This window comes from Streptomyces fumanus (assembly GCF_014655295.1).
Taxonomy (GTDB): domain Bacteria; phylum Actinomycetota; class Actinomycetes; order Streptomycetales; family Streptomycetaceae; genus Streptomyces; species Streptomyces fumanus.
The window spans coordinates 64668-79503 of sequence record NZ_BNBI01000013.1 but is presented as its reverse complement, the minus strand read 5'-3'; the positions used below and the strand labels follow the sequence as shown (position 1 = coordinate 79503).

Genomic DNA, 14836 nt, shown 5'->3' with positions numbered 1-14836 from the left:
TGAAGGAGTTTTTGCCCGTGGCCGGATCGTCGCGCCCAAGGGCGTCCCGAGGGCGTTCGATGGGTGCCACCGACGGGCGGAGCGGGTATCGCGGATGCAAAGAGTGGCCGAAATGATGGGGGTCCGTGTATCGGCCACGTTACGGCCACGTTGACCTTCTGGGCTCGGATCGCGCACGCTCGGAATGTAGATGGTTATTACAACTGGTTCGGCCGGTCGTCGCTCGCACCAGCAAAAGCGCCGCTCGGCGCGGGCGCCCCGGCGAACCGGACGCAGGAGGTAGGGCATGTGCGGAATCACCGGCTGGGTCTCCTTCGACCGCGATCTGCGCGGTGAGCGGGCGGCATTGGATGCGATGACCGAGACGATGGCCTGCCGCGGACCGGACGACCGCGGCGTCTGGGCCGAGGGCCCCGCCGCGCTCGGCCACCGCAGGCTCGCCATCATCGACCTGCCCGGCGGCCGGCAGCCGATGACCGCCGACACCCCCGAGGGCACGGTCGCGCTCGTCTACTCCGGCGAGACCTACAACTTCACCGAACTGCGCCGCGAGCTCACCGGCCGCGGCCACCGCTTCACCACCGACTCCGACACCGAGGTGGTGCTGCGCGGCTACCTGGAGTGGGGCGACGCGCTCGCCGAACGCCTCAACGGCATGTACGCCTTCGCCGTCTGGGACGGCCGCGCGGACCGGCTCGTGATGGTCCGGGACCGCATGGGCATCAAGCCCTTCTACCACTACCCGACCGCCGACGGCGTCCTCTTCGGCTCCGAGCCCAAGGCGATCCTCGCCAACCCGCTGGCCCGCCGCCGGGTCCGGCTCGACGGGCTGTGCGAACTCTTCACCATGATCAAGACGCCGGGCCACGCCGTCTGGGACGGCATGCGCGAGGTCGAGCCGGGCACCGTCGTCACCGTGGACCGCGCGGGGCTGCGGGTGCGCCGCTACTGGGAGCTGCCGACCCGGCCGCACACCGACGACCGCGACACCACCGTCGCCCGTGTCCGCTCGCTCCTCGACGACATCGTGCGCCGCCAGTTGGTCGCCGACGTACCTCGCTGCACCCTGCTCTCCGGCGGCCTGGACTCCTCCGCGATGACCGCGCTGGCCGCCCGGCAACTGGCCGAGCGGGGCGAGAAGGTCCGCAGCTTCGCGGTGGACTTCGCCGGGCAGACGGAGAACTTCGTCGCCGACGAACTGCGCGGCACCCCCGACACCCCCTTCGTGCACGACGTGGCCCGCACCGCCGGCACCGACCACCAGGACATCGTGCTGGACGCCCAGGACCTCGCCGACCCCGAGATACGGGCCAAGGTCATCCGGGCCCGCGACCTGCCCGCCGGCCTCGGCGACATGGACAGCTCCCTCTACCTGCTCTTCCGGGCCATCCGCGAGCACTCCACCGTCGCCCTGTCCGGCGAGTCCGCCGACGAGGTCTTCGGCGGCTACCTGCAGTTCTTCGACGAGGCGGCCCGCACCGCCGACGCCTTCCCCTGGCTGGTCACCATGGGCCGCCACCTCGGCGAGGACACCGACGTGCTCCGCCCCGACCTCACCCGCGCCCTGGACCTGTCCGGCTACGTCGCCGACGGCTACCGCGACGCCGTCGCCGGCCTCCAGCGGCTCGACGGCGAGAGCGACTTCGAGTACCGGATGCGGCGGATGTCCTACCTGCACCTCACCCGCTTCGTGCGCATCCTGCTGGACCGCAAGGACCGCGCCAGCATGGCCGTCGGCCTGGAGGTGCGGGTCCCGTTCTGCGACCACCGGCTGGTCGAGTACGTCTACAACACGCCCTGGGCGCTGAAGTCCTTCGACGGCCGGGAGAAGACCCTGCTGCGCGAGGCGACCGCCGACGTGCTGCCCAGGTCCGTGTACGACCGGGTCAAGAGCCCCTACCCGTCGACCCAGGACCCCAAGTACGCGGCGGCCCTCCAGGACCAGGCCCGGGAGCTGCTCGCCCGCTCCGGGCACCCGGTCTTCGACCTCGTCGACCGCGACCGGCTGCGTGCGGCGGCCGACCGGGAGACGCCGGTCAGCACCCAGGCCGGCCGGCGCGGCCTGGAACGCGCCCTCGACCTCGCGCTCTGGCTGGACCTGTACCGGCCCGAGATCGTCCTGGACTGACCCCGGGGGTTCAGCCGCCGCTCTCCCGCCCCTCCTCGGGTCCGCAGGAGGAGCCGGAGGGCGGCAGCGAGCCGTACAGCAGGAAGTCGTCGACCTTGCGGTGCACGCACTCCGAGGACGCGTACCCGGTGTGCCCCTCGCCCTTGTTGTCCAGGACCACGGCCGACGGCCCGAGCCGCGCGGCCGTCTCCTGCGTCCACCGGTACGGCGTCGCCGGATCGCCGCGGGTGCCGACCAGCAGCATCTTCGGGGTGTCGACGCCCTTCACCTCGTCGCGGATGTAGTCGGTGCCCCGGGGCCGGCCGTAGCACATCAGCACCTGGGTGAGCCGGTACCGGCCGAACACCGGGGACGCCTCCTCGTACCGCCGGCGCAGATGGCCCAGGGACCGGGTGACCTGCTCGGCGCTCGGGCGGTCGGGGTCGTCGGCGCAGTTGATCGCCATCAGCGCCGCCGGGAGGTTGTCCAGCGGCACGTCCTCCGGGTCGGTCAGCCCGCCGCCGGCGGCCCGGCGGACGGGGAAGCCGACCCCGCCGGAGACGAAGCCCTCCAGGCCGCCGCTGTCGCCGCTCTCCACCAGTTGCGCGACGGCCCGCTCCAGCGCGGGCCACATCCGCCGGCTGTAGAGCCCCTGGCTGAGCGCGCCGACCAGGTCCTGCCCGGTGAACGGCTCACCGAACGCGGACGGCACCGGGTCCTGGTCCAGCGAGCCGACCAGCCGCAGGACCTGGCGCCGGGCGTCCCGGGCGTCCTGGCCGAAGGGGCAGGCGATGTCCTGGACGCACCAGTCGAGGAAGTTCTCCAGCGCGGTCTGCTGCCCCCGGGCACCGGCCGCGCCCTGCTCGGCCAGCGGCTCGGTCAGGGTGTCCACGCCATCCAGCACCAGCCGGCCCACCCGGTGCGGGAACTGCGCGGCGTACACCGCGCCGAGCCGGGTGCCGTAGGAGAACCCCAGGTAGTTCAGCTTGTCGTCGCCGAGCGCCTGGCGCATCACGTCCAGGTCCCGGGCGGCGTTCACGGTGCCTATGTGGGGCAGGACGCGCCCGGAGTGCTCGGCGCACTGCGCGGCGGCCCGGCGCAGTTGCCGCAGCGTCTCGCGGGGGTCCTTCATCCCCTCGTCCCCGTCGGTCGCCTCCATGATCCGCACCGAACCGGGGCCGCAGCTCACCGGTGAGGACCGGCCGACACCGCGCGGATCGAAGGTCACCACGTCGTAGCCGTTGGTCAGGTGCAGGAAGTCCTTGCCGCCGGCGGTGAGTTCGTCGACGCCGGAGCCGCCCGGACCGCCGAAGTTCAGCAGCACCGAGCCCCGGGAGGGCCCCGTCGCCCGGTAGCGGGCCAGGGCCAGGTCGAGGGAGCCCGCCGCGGGCCGGCCGTAGTCCAGCGGCACGGTGACCTTGCCGCACTGGAGGTCCTTCGGCGCGTCCGTCTCCTCGCACGCCGACCATCTGACCCGCTGGTCGTAGAACCGGGCGAGCCCGCGTCCGGTGTCCTCGTCCGCTGCGGCGGCGGGCACGGCGGCGGGCAGCCCCGCGCCCAGCAGGGCCAGGCCCAGCGCGCCGGGGACCGCCCAGCGCCGGACCGAGGGCCGAGTCGACAGCTTGGCCAGCATCGATGCCTCCCGGGCGCCCCGTCGGGGACCGCAGAACGGCGCCCTCGATCACCATAAGCGGCTCCCGGAACCCCCGCCTCCGGGCGGGCGGAAGGGCGGGGGACGGCTTATCATCCGCGTCTTCGCGGCAACCGCCGGTGGCTCACCCCTGGCCGCCGTGGAAGCGGACGTGCAACGCCCGCACCTCCTCGGCCAGCCCGGGCACCGGGCCGTCCACCGGCACGCCGGGCGCGATCTCCTGGACGGACAGGGTGCGCACCGGGGGCGCGGGGACGCCGAGTTCGGTGAGCCAGGCCATGAGCTGCCGCGAGGAGGCGACGTACACGATGCGCCCGAGGCCCACCCAGGCGTGCGCGGCGGCGCACATGGGGCAGTGCTCGCCCGAGGTGTAGACCGTCGCGGCGGCCCGCTCGTCCGGCGTCAGATGGGCGGCGGACCAGCGGGCGAGCGCGAACTCGGGGTGCTGGGTGCGGTCACCGGACGCCACGTGGTTGTGGTCCTCGGCCAGCACCGTGCCGTCGGCGCCCACCAGCACCGAGCCGAACGGCTCGTCCCCGGCCTCCAGCGCCCGCGCGGCCAGCTCCACGCACCGGCGCAGATACGGCAGTTCGGCATCCTTCACGGCCATCGTGCACGGCCCTCCTCACGAGTGATCGACGACAAGATCACCCTACGGGCACGACGCGGGGGCGCGCCGGGTGCCCGGTGCGCCCCCGCGTCGTGCGGTGCCGTCGGTCGTGCGGTGGCCGGCCGTACGCCGGTGCCGCCGCCGTCAGCGGCGGGACTTCGCCCGGTCCAGGGCGACCACGCCGACCGCGGCCAGGCCGATCTGGATGAGCCACTCGATCCAGTCCGGGCCGTCGGTGTCCGCCACGTCGAACGCGCCCGCGATCGCGGTGCCGATCAGCGCCGCCACGATGCCGACCAGGATCGTCCACAGGATGCCGATCCGCTGGCGGCCCGGGACCACGAGCCGGCCCAGGACGCCGATGACGACACCGATGACGATCGCGCTGATGATCCCGTCAATCTCCATTTCCGCCCCTTCCGCTCCGGAACCTCCGTGGTACTGCGCTGTACTGCGTCTGCCCGCGGGCGGCGGGGTCAGTCCGGGGGCGTACGACCGGCGCGAAGGGAGCGTGCCGGGCGGGCCGGTCCGCAGGGCGCGGACCGGCCCGCCGCGGTCTGGCTCGGGCCGGGCTACGGCCTGGGGGCGCTCTTCACCGCCGTGGCGGCGCAGAACGCGCCGAGGAGCAGGGCGAGGGCGCCGATGACGACGTTGTTCCAGATGACCCCAGCGTCCGGGCGCGTGCCCACGATCCAGGGCGAGACGATCATCCATACGCCCATGGCGCACATGGCCCAGCTCAGGCCGTACATGCGCTCCGGGGCCCGGGTGAACCCGAGCGCCAGCAGACCGATCGCGATGCCGATGATCAGGTTGTGGGCGACGAGCGACGGCTGGCTCCCCGTGAAGTGGAGGATCCACGGGGACACGGCGCAGTACAGACCGAGCAGGAACACCGGTCCGTCCACGAGCGCCACATCGCGGCCGCCGAGCATACGGGCGTATCTGGCCCGCATCTCCGGGGCGTCGGGATGACTCGTGATGTCACCTCTGGGGTGCGAGACGTTGGCCATGGGTCGTCTCCTTCGACTGGCAGGACCGACCGCGGCTGCCGCGGTATGTGCCGGGTGCCGCGTATGTCCATGATGCTCTTATTTCCCGCTTATGTGTAGTCGTCCGGCGGGGCCGTCCCGGCCCGTTCGCCCTTGGCGGCGGCGCGGGCGATGTTGCGGGCCATGCCGCCGAAGACCACGGCGTGGAAGGGTGCCACCGCCCACCAGTACAGGTGTCCCAGCAGGCCGTGCGGGTGGAACAGGGCCCGCTGCCGGTACCGGGTGCGCCCGCCTTCGTCCGTCTCGGCGTACATCTCCAGCCAGGCCGCTCCCGGCACCCGCATCTCCGCGCGCAGCCGCAGCAGACGCCCCCGCTCGATCTCCTCCACCCGCCAGAAATCCAGCGAGTCCCCGGCCCGCAGCCTCGTCGCGTCCCGGCGCCCGCGCCGCAGGCCCACCCCGCCGGCCAGCCGGTCCAGCCCGCCCCGTACCGCCCAGGCGAGCGGGAAGGAGTACCAGCCGTGCTCCCCGCCGATGCCCTCGATCACCCGCCACAGGTCCTCCCGCGAGGCGTCCACCGGCACGGCCCGGTGGTCGGTGTAGAGGCTGCCGCCCGCCCAGTCGGGGTCGGTGGGCAGCGGGTCGCTGGGGGCGCCGGGCACCGAGGCGGACGACCAGCGGGTGGTCACCCGCGCCTCCCGGACCCGCCGCAGCGCGAGCCGGAGGGAGTCGTCGAAGCCGACCGGGCCGCCCGGCGGATCGGGCACGTACCGCGCGATGTCGTGCTCCCGGCACACCACCTCGTGGCGCAGCGACTCGGCGAGCGGCCGGGCGATCGACGCGGGCACGGGCGTCACCAGGCCCACCCAGTAGCCGGACAGCCGCGGGGTGAGGACCGGGACGGAGACCACGAGCCGGCGCGGCAGCCCGGCGACGGCCGCGTACCGCTCCATCATCTGACGGTACGTCAGCACATCGGGGCCGCCGATGTCGAAGGCTCGGCTGACGTCCTCCGGCATCCGCGCGCTGCCGACCAGGGTGCGCAGCACGTCCCGGACCGCCACGGGCTGGATACGGGTGTGCACCCAGCTCGGGGTGACCATCACCGGCAGCCGCTCGGTCAGGTACCGCAGCATCTCGAACGAGGCCGAGCCGGAGCCGATGACGACCGCGGCCCGCAGCACGGTGGTCGGCACCCCCGAGGCCAGCAGGATCCGGCCCACCTCGGCGCGTGAGCGCAGATGCGGCGACAAGGACCGCTCGGGCACCCCGGCCGGGGTCAGACCGCCCAGGTAGACGACGCGCCGCACCCCGGCGGCCCGCGCCCGCTCCCCGAAGAGCCGCGCGGCCCGGCGGTCGGTCTCCTCGAACCCCGCGCCGGTGCCGAGCGCGTGCACCAGGTAGTACGCCACGTCGACGCCCCGCATCGCCGCGGCCGTGGAGTCCGGGTCGGTGACGTCCCCGCGCACCACCTCGGCGTCGCCCGCCCAGGGGTGGTCGCGCAGCCTGCCGGGGGAGCGGGCCAGACAGCGCACCCGGTGGCCCGCGGCGAGGAGTTCCGGGACCAGCCGGCCCCCGATGTACCCCGTGGCGCCGGTGACCAGGCAGCGCAGTCCCGGTCCGGTGTCGTCGCTCGGCATGGTGCTCGGCCCTCCAGCTCGGTGCCCCCCTCCATGGGAGCACCCCGCCGGGCGGGGCTCCACCGGACGGCCGTCAGGGGGGACATACCGGATTCGAACGGGGGCATGCGGATTACACGCGAGGTCCGCGGTCCGAAGGTCGACCTGGAGGTGTCATCCGCATGAGCGCGAAGGTGTTGGAGCGATTTCCGGCGGGGTCGCCGCGCGGTTCGTGGCCGGCCGAGGAGTACGCGGCCGAGCGGCGCGCCGCGGGTGAGCCGGCGACCGTCGTGATGGACATCAACTCGGACGCGTTCCTGGTCGTGGTGCCGAGGTCCGACGAGGAGTGAGCCCGGTGGCCCCGTAGGCCGGACCGCGAGGAGACGCGCGGTCCGGCCTACGGGGTGTTCCGGCGGGGTGTGTCCCACGGGGTGTGGTCGCGCGGAACATCCCCTCGGGGAACCGGGTCCGGGATGCGAGAACGACCGGCTTCTCCTTGACGGTTGTCGACGGCGGCTGTCACGATCGATCGCATGACGACACGACTGGACCTCACGCGGCGACGCCATGTCGACCTCGCGCGGGTCTCCAGCGCCTGTTGTCGCTCCGCGGCCTGATCGCCCTTCGACCGCTTCCCCGGTCCGCCGCCCTCTCCCGTGCCGCGCTCGCGGCACGTGCTTCCCCGCGCGCCCGCCCCGCCGGCCGTGCCACCGCCCCGGTCCGTGCCACGCCACCGTCGTCCGCGACCGCTGGTCAGCGGCTCCGCGCCGTCCGCCCGCCCGTCCGGGCCGGCCGCGGCGCGCCGCCCTGTCCGGCGGGCGGCGCGGCCGTACCCGTACCGCCCCGGCGCGCCCTCGCTCCACCCGAAATGAGGACCCATGGCCACCGTCCTGTCCGTCTCCGGCAGCCCGTCCGCCTCCTCCCGCACCGACCGCCTGCTGCGCCACCTCGACCAGCGGCTGACCGCCCAGGGCCACCAGGTGGTCCCGCTCGACATCCGCACCGTCCCCGCCGAGGCGCTGCTCGGCGCGGACTTCCGGCACCCCGCGATCGTGGCCGCCACCGACCTGTTCGCCCGCGCGGACGGCGTGGTCGTCGCCACCCCCGTCTACAAGGCGTCCTACTCCGGTGTCCTCAAGGCGCTCCTCGACCTGCTGCCGCAGTACGCGCTCACCGGCAAGACCGTGCTGCCGCTGGCCACCGGCGGCAGTACCGCACATGTCCTCGCCATCGACTACGCGCTCCGCCCGGTGCTGAACTCCATGGGCGCCGAGCACATAGTGCAGGGCTGGTTCACCCTCGACAAGGACATCACCGTGCGCGAGGACGGCACGGTCACCGTCGCCCCGGCCGCCGCCGAGGCCCTCGCCCAGGTCGTCGACGGGTTCTCGGCGGCGCTCGGCGCCGAACTGCCGCTGCTGGCGGCGGCGGGCTGAGCGGTGGCCCTGACCTTCCACTGGTTCCTGCCCACCAACGGCGACAGCCGCGATGTCGTCGGCGGCGGCCACGGCAGCCCGGTCACCGCCTCCGGGCGGGACCGGCCGCCGACCGTGGCCTACCTCGGCCAGATCGCCCGCGCCGCCGAGAGCCTGGGCTTCACGGGCGCGCTCACCCCCACCGGGGCGTGGTGCGAGGACGCCTGGCTGACCACCGCGATGGTCAGCCAGCACACCGAGCGGCTGAAGTTCCTCGTCGCCTTCCGGCCCGGCTTCGTCTCACCCACCCTCGCCGCGCAGATGGCCGCCACCTTCCAGCGGCACAGCGGCGGCCGGCTGCTGCTCAACGTCGTCACGGGCGGCGAGAGCCGGGAGCAGCGGGCCTACGGCGACTTCCTCGACAAGGACGCCCGCTACCGCCGTACCGGCGAATTCCTCACCGTCGTACGGCAGTTGTGGGAGGGCAAGACCGTCGACCTGCACGGCGAGCACCTCCGGGTCGAGGGCGCGGAGCTGACCAGGCCGCCCGACCCGGTGCCGGAGGTGTACTTCGGCGGGTCCTCGCCCGCCGCCGTTGAGGTCGCCGCCCGGCACGCCGACGTGTACCTCACCTGGGGCGAACCGCCCGCGCAGGTCGCCGAGAAGATCGCCCGGGTACGGGCCCTGGCCGCGCGGGAGGGCCGCACCCCGCGCTTCGGCATCCGGCTGCACGTCATCACCCGCGACACCGCCGGCGCGGCCTGGGCCGAGGCCGACCGGCTGCTGGCCGGCTTCGACCCGGAGACCGTGCGGTCCGTGCAGGCCGGGCTCGCCCGCAGCGAGTCGGAGGGGCAGCGGCGGATGCTCGCCCTGCACGGCGGAGGCCGGGACGGCCTGGAGATCCACCCCAACCTGTGGGCCGGCATCGGCCTGGTGCGCGGCGGCGCCGGCACCGCCCTGGTCGGCGGCCACGACGAGGTCGCCGACCGGATCGCGGAGTACCACGCCCTGGGCATCGACGAGTTCGTGCTCTCCGGCTACCCGCACCTGGAGGAGGCGTACTGGTTCGGCGAGGGCGTCCTGCCCAGGCTCGCCGCCCGGGGCCTGTGGCGGCCACCGCCGGGCCTCGGCTAGGACGGTGACACCCGGAGCGCCCCGACCCGGGGCGCTCCGACATGGTTGATTGGTCTACACCCTTGACTGGTACATACCAAACGCGGTTGAGTATGGCCCGCAGGCACCCCCCACCACGGCCGCCCCCACCGCGCCGTGCCCGGCCCGTGTGCTCTCGGCCCGGCTCCGCGCTGCCCTTGTACGGGAACGGCCGTGCTCCGTGAAGGAGTTGATCCCGTGTCGAGACGCCGTATCTCCGCCGCCGTGACCATCCTGGCCCTCGCGGGCGCCGTACCGGCGCTGACGCCGGCCACGCCGGCCGCCGCCGCCGCGTGTTCCAGCTTCCCGAACTGGGTGGCCGGCAAGGCGTACAACGCCGGTGACATCGTGCGCTACACCGACGGCAAGGCATACATCGCCGAACACGCCAACCCGGGTTACGACCCCACCATCAGCACCTGGTACTGGGAGCCCTACGCCTGCGACGGCGGGCAGACCCCGGTCGGCACCTTCGTGGTCAGCGAGGCCCAGTTCAACCAGATGTTCCCGAGCCGCAACGGCTTCTACACCTACAGCGGGCTCACCGCCGCGCTCAGCGCCTACCCCGGCTTCGCCACCACCGGCAGCGACACCACCAAGAAGCGGGAGGCCGCCGCCTTCCTCGCCAACGTCAGCCACGAGACCGGCGGCCTGGTGCACATCGTCGAGCAGAACACCGCCAACTACCCGCACTACTGCGACTGGAGCCAGCCCTACGGCTGCCCGGCCGGCCAGGCCGCCTACTACGGGCGCGGCCCCATCCAGCTCAGTTGGAACTTCAACTACAAGGCGGCCGGTGACGCCCTCGGCCTCGACCTGCTGAACAACCCCTGGCTGGTGCAGAACGACGCGGCCGTCGCCTGGAAGACCGGCCTGTGGTACTGGAACACCCAGTCCGGCCCCGGCACCATGACCCCCCACAACGCCATGGTCAACGGCGCCGGCTTCGGCCAGACGATCCGCTCCATCAACGGCTCCCTGGAGTGCGACGGCAAGAACCCGGCGCAGGTGCAGAGCCGGGTGAGCACCTACCAGCGGTTCGCCCAGATCCTCGGCGTCGACCCGGGCGGCAACCTGTACTGCTGACCGGCGCCCCCGGCACCGCGATCCGCCCGCCCACCGCACCGCCGGTGGGCGGGCGGTTTCGCGTCCCGCAGTTTTACGTATAACCTCGTCCGTCGACGTCCCCCCGCCGAAAGGACCCGATGTCCCGCATCGCCCTGGTCACCCTCGTCGTCGACGACTACGACGAGGCGATCGCCTTCTACACCGGCGCCCTCGGGTTCCGCCTCGCCGAGGACACGCCCCGGCCCGACGGCTCCCGCTGGGTCGTCGTCCGGCCCGGCACCGGGACCGGCGGCACCGCGCTGCTGCTGGCCCGCGCCAAGGGCGAGGCGCAGCGGGCCCGGATCGGCGACCAGACCGGCGGGCGCGTCGGGTTCTTCCTGCACACCGGCGACTTCGCCCGCGACCACGCGCGCCTGCGCGCCGCGGGCGTGACCTTCCTGGAGGAGCCCCGGCACGAGCCCTACGGCACGGTCGCCGTCTTCCAGGACCTGTACGGCAACCGCTGGGACCTGCTCCAGCCCACCCCCGACGAGGACACCCCCGTATGACCAGGCTCGACACCGACACCCTGCGCCGCCTGCCCAAGGCGGTGCTGCACGACCACCTCGACGGCGGCCTGCGCCCCGCCACCGTCGTGGAACTGGCCCGGTCCGCCGGCCACCGACTGCCCGCCACCGACCCGGACGCGCTGGCCGACTGGTTCTACGAGGCCGCCAACTCCGGTGACCTGGTGCGCTACATAGCCACCTTCGAGCACACCCTCGCCGTGCTGCAGACCCGCGAGGGCCTGCTGCGCGCCGCCGAGGAGTACGTCCTCGACCTGGCCGCCGACGGGGTCGTCTACGCCGAGGTGCGCTACGCCCCCGAGCTGATGCTGGAGCGCGGGCTGACCCTGCCCGAGGTCGTCGAGACGGTCCAGGAGGGGCTGGCGGCCGGCATGGCGAAGGCCGCGGCGGCCGGCACACCGGTCCGGGTCGGCACGCTGCTGTGCGGAATGCGGATGTTCGACCGGGTCGGCGAGGCGGCCGCCCTCGCGGTGGCGTACCGGGACGCGGGCGTGGTCGGCTTCGACATCGCCGGCGCCGAGGACGGCTTCCCGCCCGCCGACCACCTCGCCGCCTTCACCTACCTGCGCGGCGAGAACATGCCGTTCACCATCCACGCCGGGGAGGCGCACGGCCTGCCCAGCATCCACCAGGCGCTCCAGGTCTGCGGCGCCCAGCGCATCGGGCACGGGGTGCGGATCACCGAGGACATCCCGGACCTCGCGGCCGGCAAGCTCGGCCGGCTCGCCGCCTGGGTGCGCGACCGCCGGATCGCGCTGGAGATGTGCCCCACCTCCAACCTCCAGACCGGCGCCGCGGCCTCCATCGCCGGGCACCCGATCACCGCGCTGAAGGACCTCGGCTTCCGCGTCACCCTCAACACCGACAACCGTCTGGTGTCGGGCACCACGATGACCCGCGAGATGTCCCTGCTCGTGACCGAGGCGGGCTGGACGGCCGAGGACCTGCGCACGGTCACGGTCAACGCCCTCAAGAGCGCCTTCGCCCCGTTCGACGAGCGTGAGGCCCTCATCGCCGATGTCGTCCTGCCGGGTTACGCCCCGGTGCTCTGAAGCAGCCCGCGGAGGTAGGCGGCCTGTCCGGTGTGCTGGAGATCGTCGGACAGGACGCTGACCAGCCGCACGCCGAGGGTGACCGGCGGGTCCCAGTTGTCGTCCACCACCCGCTCCAGGTCCCCGGCGGTCAGCGAGCGCAGCGCGCCGAGGGTCTGCTCGTGCACGGCGTCGTAGTAGCCGGTCAGCAGGCCGGCCGAGTCGACCCGTACCTGGGCGACCTTCGCCGGGCTGTGGCCGTACCCGGTGTCGTGGCGGGGCAGGCCGAGACCGAACCGCTTCTCCCAGTCCTGGGCGAGCCACACCTGCTCCAGCCCGAAGGCGTCGGCGACATGGTCGTCCTGGACCCGGGTGAGGTGCCAGAGCAGCCAGCTCATGGAGTTGGCGTCGTCGGACGGCCGGGTGTTGAGCAGCTCCGGCCCGAGACCGTCGACGGCCGCGTGGACCTCTTCCCGGATACGGGTGTAGCCCTCGATGAGGATGTCTTTGGCATGCATGGCTCCACCATGACGCACCGGCCCCTCAGCCGCTCCCCGTTTCCAGCAGTGCCAGCAGGGCCCGTGCCGCCGGGCTGGTGGCACCGGCCGGCGGCAGCAGGGCGATCGTCTCGTACGCCGCCTCGCCGGTGTCCTTCAGCGGCAGCGAGGTCAGCGAGGCCCGCTTGCGCCGGAAGTGCCGGGGGACGACGGCCACGCCGAGGTCCTCGTCGATCAGGTCCAGCAGCCCGTGCACGTCGTTCACCTCCAGCGCGACCGTGCGCCGCACCCCCGCCGCGGCGAACGCCGTGTCGGTGATCCGGCGCGGCCCCCAGTCCGGGTGGAAGTCCACGAAGACCTCGTCCGCCAGGTCCCCGGGGGTGAGCACCGCGCCCCGCGCCGCCAGCGGGTGCCCGGGATGGCACAGCACCGTCATCGGCTCACTGGCCAGTGACACCGAGCGCAACTGGTCGGTGTCCGCCCGCGTCCGGTAGGCGAACGCCAGGTCCAGCCGGCCCGCCGCGACCTCCTCGGCCAGCTCCCCCGAGCCCGCCTGCCGCAGCCTGATCTCCACGTCCGGATGGCGCCGCCGGAACGCCGCCAGCAGCCCCGCCACATGGACCCCGGCGATGCACTGCTCGGTGCCCAGCGACAGGGTGCCGCGCAGCACCCCCTGCACCGCCGCCACCGCCTCGTACGCCGACCGCACCTGCGCCAGCACCCGGCGCGCCTCGTCCAGCAGCGCCCGGCCGGCCTCGGTCAGCGTCACCCGGCGGGTGGTCCGCACGAACAGCGCTGTGCCCAGCTCCCGCTCCAGCGCCCGGATCGACGCCGACAGGCCGGACTGGGAGACCAGCAGGCGTTCCGCCGCCCGGGTGAAGTGCTGGTCCTCGGCGACCGCGACGAAGTGCTGGAGATGGCGCAGTTCCATGATTGAGAAGCGTATCCGCACAATCCCATCGGATTCTTCTGTTGGACCACTGCCCGCAGGTCACGACAGAGTGGAACCCGGTATTCGTGGGCCCACCCCTCCAGGAGTCGCGTTGTACACCGCACACCCCGACCGCTACGCGGACATGCCCTACCGGCGCACCGGCCGCAGCGGCCTGAAGCTGCCCGCCCTCTCGCTCGGCCTGTGGCACAACTTCGGCCCGGACCGGCCCGTCGAGACCCAGCGCGCCATCCTGCGCCGCGCCTTCGACCTCGGCGTCACCCACTTCGACCTCGCCAACAACTACGGCCCGCCGCCCGGCGCCGCCGAGTCCGCGCTCGGCGCGGCCCTCAGGGCCGACTTCGCGCCGTACCGCGACGAGCTGGTCATCTCCACCAAGGCCGGCTACCTGATGTGGCCCGGCCCGTACGGCGAGTGGGGCTCCCGCAAGTACCTGCTGTCCTCCCTCGACCAGAGCCTGCGGCGGATGGGCCTGGAGTACGTCGACATCTTCTACTCCCACCGCCCCGACCCGGAGACTCCGCTGGAGGAGACGATGGGCGCGCTGCACTCCGCGGTGCAGCAGGGCAAGGCCCTCTACGTCGGCGTCTCCAACTACTCGCCGGAGCAGACCCGCGAGGCCGCCCGCATCCTCGCCGGCCTCGGCACCCCGCTCCTGATCCACCAGCCGCGCTACTCGATGCTCGACCGGCGCCCGGAGACCGAGGGCCTGCTGGACGCCCTGGACGAGCTGGCGGTCGGCTCCATCGCCTACTCCCCGCTGGAGCAGGGCCTGCTGACGGACCGCTACCTCGACGGCATCCCGGAGGACTCGCGGGCCGCGAGCGACAGCCCCTTCCTCAGCTCCGACGCCGTCACCGGGGAACTCGTCGGCAAGCTGCGCGCCCTCGACGCGATCGCCAAGGAGCGCGGCCAGACCCTGGCGCAGATGGCCCTGGCCTGGGTGCTGCGCGAGGGCCGGGTGACCTCCGCCCTGGTCGGCGCGAGCAGCCCCCGGCAGTTGGCGGACAGCGTCGCCGCCACCGGCAACCTCCGCTTCGACGCCGAGGAACTGGCCCGCATCGACGAGGTGCTCGCACCGTAGTGCGCCCGCGCGGAACGGCGCGTCCGGCGAGCCGCCGGACGCGCCGCCCGTACGCCCGCAAGGTTTTCGCCAGAGATCGCCGTGAATATGCC

16 protein-coding genes are annotated in these 14836 nt (G+C 73.4%); 9 read left to right on the top strand and 7 right to left on the bottom strand.

The window, feature by feature from the left end; translation table 11 throughout:
• Positions 1 to 286 precede the first annotated feature (286 nt).
• The gene (gene asnB / locus IE316_RS27140) at positions 287 to 2128 is read left to right on the top strand and encodes an asparagine synthase (glutamine-hydrolyzing) (protein WP_190207127.1); all 1842 of its coding nucleotides are present in this window, start codon (positions 287 to 289) and stop codon (positions 2126 to 2128) included.
• 10 nt (positions 2129 to 2138) lie between these two features.
• Here asnB and IE316_RS27135 read toward each other — a convergent pair whose 3' ends face one another.
• The 5 genes from IE316_RS27135 to IE316_RS27115 all read right to left on the bottom strand — a co-directional run bounded on the left by IE316_RS27135 (position 2139) and on the right by IE316_RS27115 (position 7000).
• Entirely contained in the window at positions 2139 to 3740 is a 1602-nt protein-coding gene (locus tag IE316_RS27135) for an alpha/beta hydrolase (protein ID WP_190207126.1), read from the bottom strand.
• Positions 3741 to 3882: 142 nt separating this feature from the next.
• On the bottom strand, positions 3883 to 4368 hold the full coding sequence (locus IE316_RS27130) for a nucleoside deaminase (RefSeq protein WP_190207125.1): 486 nt from the start codon (positions 4366 to 4368) through the stop codon (positions 3883 to 3885).
• 144 nt (positions 4369 to 4512) lie between these two features.
• The gene (locus IE316_RS27125) at positions 4513 to 4776 is read right to left on the bottom strand and encodes a GlsB/YeaQ/YmgE family stress response membrane protein (protein WP_190207124.1); all 264 of its coding nucleotides are present in this window, start codon (positions 4774 to 4776) and stop codon (positions 4513 to 4515) included.
• A 164-nt stretch (positions 4777 to 4940) separates the two neighbouring features.
• A complete protein-coding gene (locus tag IE316_RS27120) occupies positions 4941 to 5381 on the bottom strand; it encodes an SPW repeat protein (protein ID WP_190207123.1) in 441 nt (146 codons plus the stop codon).
• Positions 5382 to 5470: 89 nt separating this feature from the next.
• The gene (locus tag IE316_RS27115; protein WP_190207122.1) at positions 5471 to 7000 is read right to left on the bottom strand and encodes an SDR family oxidoreductase; all 1530 of its coding nucleotides are present in this window, start codon (positions 6998 to 7000) and stop codon (positions 5471 to 5473) included.
• Positions 7001 to 7161: 161 nt separating this feature from the next.
• Between IE316_RS27115 and IE316_RS27110 the strand changes: the two genes are divergently transcribed.
• From IE316_RS27110 to IE316_RS27085, 7 genes are all read left to right on the top strand, one after another.
• Positions 7162 to 7329 (top strand): DUF8839 family protein, encoded by a 168-nt coding sequence (locus IE316_RS27110; RefSeq protein ID WP_190207121.1) that lies wholly within the window; start codon positions 7162 to 7164, stop codon positions 7327 to 7329.
• Between the two features lie 183 nt (positions 7330 to 7512).
• On the top strand, positions 7513 to 7596 hold the full coding sequence (locus tag IE316_RS36300; RefSeq protein ID WP_351057810.1) for a putative leader peptide: 84 nt from the start codon (positions 7513 to 7515) through the stop codon (positions 7594 to 7596).
• A gap of 261 nt (positions 7597 to 7857) precedes the next feature.
• On the top strand, positions 7858 to 8415 hold the full coding sequence (gene ssuE, locus IE316_RS27105; RefSeq protein WP_190207120.1) for an NADPH-dependent FMN reductase: 558 nt from the start codon (positions 7858 to 7860) through the stop codon (positions 8413 to 8415).
• 3 nt (positions 8416 to 8418) lie between these two features.
• Entirely contained in the window at positions 8419 to 9528 is a 1110-nt protein-coding gene (locus IE316_RS27100; protein WP_190207119.1) for an LLM class flavin-dependent oxidoreductase, read from the top strand.
• 216 nt (positions 9529 to 9744) lie between these two features.
• Positions 9745 to 10632 carry a glycoside hydrolase family 19 protein gene (locus IE316_RS27095; RefSeq protein WP_190207118.1) on the top strand — a complete coding sequence of 296 codons (888 nt, stop codon included), beginning with the start codon at positions 9745 to 9747 and terminating at the stop codon, positions 10630 to 10632.
• 119 nt (positions 10633 to 10751) lie between these two features.
• Positions 10752 to 11162 carry a VOC family protein gene (locus tag IE316_RS27090; RefSeq protein WP_190207117.1) on the top strand — a complete coding sequence of 137 codons (411 nt, stop codon included), beginning with the start codon at positions 10752 to 10754 and terminating at the stop codon, positions 11160 to 11162.
• The gene (locus IE316_RS27085) at positions 11159 to 12232 is read left to right on the top strand and encodes an adenosine deaminase (protein WP_190207116.1); all 1074 of its coding nucleotides are present in this window, start codon (positions 11159 to 11161) and stop codon (positions 12230 to 12232) included. Before IE316_RS27090 ends, IE316_RS27085 begins: the two co-directional genes overlap by 4 nt.
• Here the strand turns inward: IE316_RS27085 and IE316_RS27080 are convergent.
• The gene (locus tag IE316_RS27080) at positions 12214 to 12729 is read right to left on the bottom strand and encodes a mycothiol transferase (RefSeq protein WP_190207115.1); all 516 of its coding nucleotides are present in this window, start codon (positions 12727 to 12729) and stop codon (positions 12214 to 12216) included. The two genes, IE316_RS27085 and IE316_RS27080, sit on opposite strands and share 19 nt — an antisense overlap.
• A gap of 25 nt (positions 12730 to 12754) precedes the next feature.
• Positions 12755 to 13639 (bottom strand): LysR family transcriptional regulator, encoded by an 885-nt coding sequence (locus IE316_RS27075; protein ID WP_190207114.1) that lies wholly within the window; start codon positions 13637 to 13639, stop codon positions 12755 to 12757.
• Positions 13640 to 13751: 112 nt separating this feature from the next.
• Between IE316_RS27075 and mgrA the strand changes: the two genes are divergently transcribed.
• Positions 13752 to 14744, top strand: a complete 993-nt coding sequence (mgrA, locus tag IE316_RS27070; protein WP_190207113.1) for an L-glyceraldehyde 3-phosphate reductase — start codon at positions 13752 to 13754, stop codon at positions 14742 to 14744.
• The last annotated feature ends 92 nt before the right edge of the window (positions 14745 to 14836 follow it).

What these genes read in the sequence shown, in the direction of transcription:
- asnB (WP_190207127.1), top strand. Translation starts at nt 287, where the DNA reads ATGTGCGGAATCACCGGCTGGGTCTCCTTCGACCGCGATCTGCGCGGT.
- IE316_RS27135 (WP_190207126.1), bottom strand. Translation starts at nt 3,740, where the DNA reads ATGCTGGCCAAGCTGTCGACTCGGCCCTCGGTCCGGCGCTGGGCGGTC.
- IE316_RS27130 (WP_190207125.1), bottom strand. Translation starts at nt 4,368, where the DNA reads ATGGCCGTGAAGGATGCCGAACTGCCGTATCTGCGCCGGTGCGTGGAG.
- IE316_RS27125 (WP_190207124.1), bottom strand. Translation starts at nt 4,776, where the DNA reads ATGGAGATTGACGGGATCATCAGCGCGATCGTCATCGGTGTCGTCATC.
- IE316_RS27120 (WP_190207123.1), bottom strand. Translation starts at nt 5,381, where the DNA reads ATGGCCAACGTCTCGCACCCCAGAGGTGACATCACGAGTCATCCCGAC.
- IE316_RS27115 (WP_190207122.1), bottom strand. Translation starts at nt 7,000, where the DNA reads ATGCCGAGCGACGACACCGGACCGGGACTGCGCTGCCTGGTCACCGGC.
- IE316_RS27110 (WP_190207121.1), top strand. Translation starts at nt 7,162, where the DNA reads ATGAGCGCGAAGGTGTTGGAGCGATTTCCGGCGGGGTCGCCGCGCGGT.
- IE316_RS36300 (WP_351057810.1), top strand. Translation starts at nt 7,513, where the DNA reads ATGACGACACGACTGGACCTCACGCGGCGACGCCATGTCGACCTCGCG.
- ssuE (WP_190207120.1), top strand. Translation starts at nt 7,858, where the DNA reads ATGGCCACCGTCCTGTCCGTCTCCGGCAGCCCGTCCGCCTCCTCCCGC.
- IE316_RS27090 (WP_190207117.1), top strand. Translation starts at nt 10,752, where the DNA reads ATGTCCCGCATCGCCCTGGTCACCCTCGTCGTCGACGACTACGACGAG.
- IE316_RS27085 (WP_190207116.1), top strand. Translation starts at nt 11,159, where the DNA reads ATGACCAGGCTCGACACCGACACCCTGCGCCGCCTGCCCAAGGCGGTG.
- IE316_RS27080 (WP_190207115.1), bottom strand. Translation starts at nt 12,729, where the DNA reads ATGCATGCCAAAGACATCCTCATCGAGGGCTACACCCGTATCCGGGAA.
- IE316_RS27075 (WP_190207114.1), bottom strand. Translation starts at nt 13,639, where the DNA reads ATGGAACTGCGCCATCTCCAGCACTTCGTCGCGGTCGCCGAGGACCAG.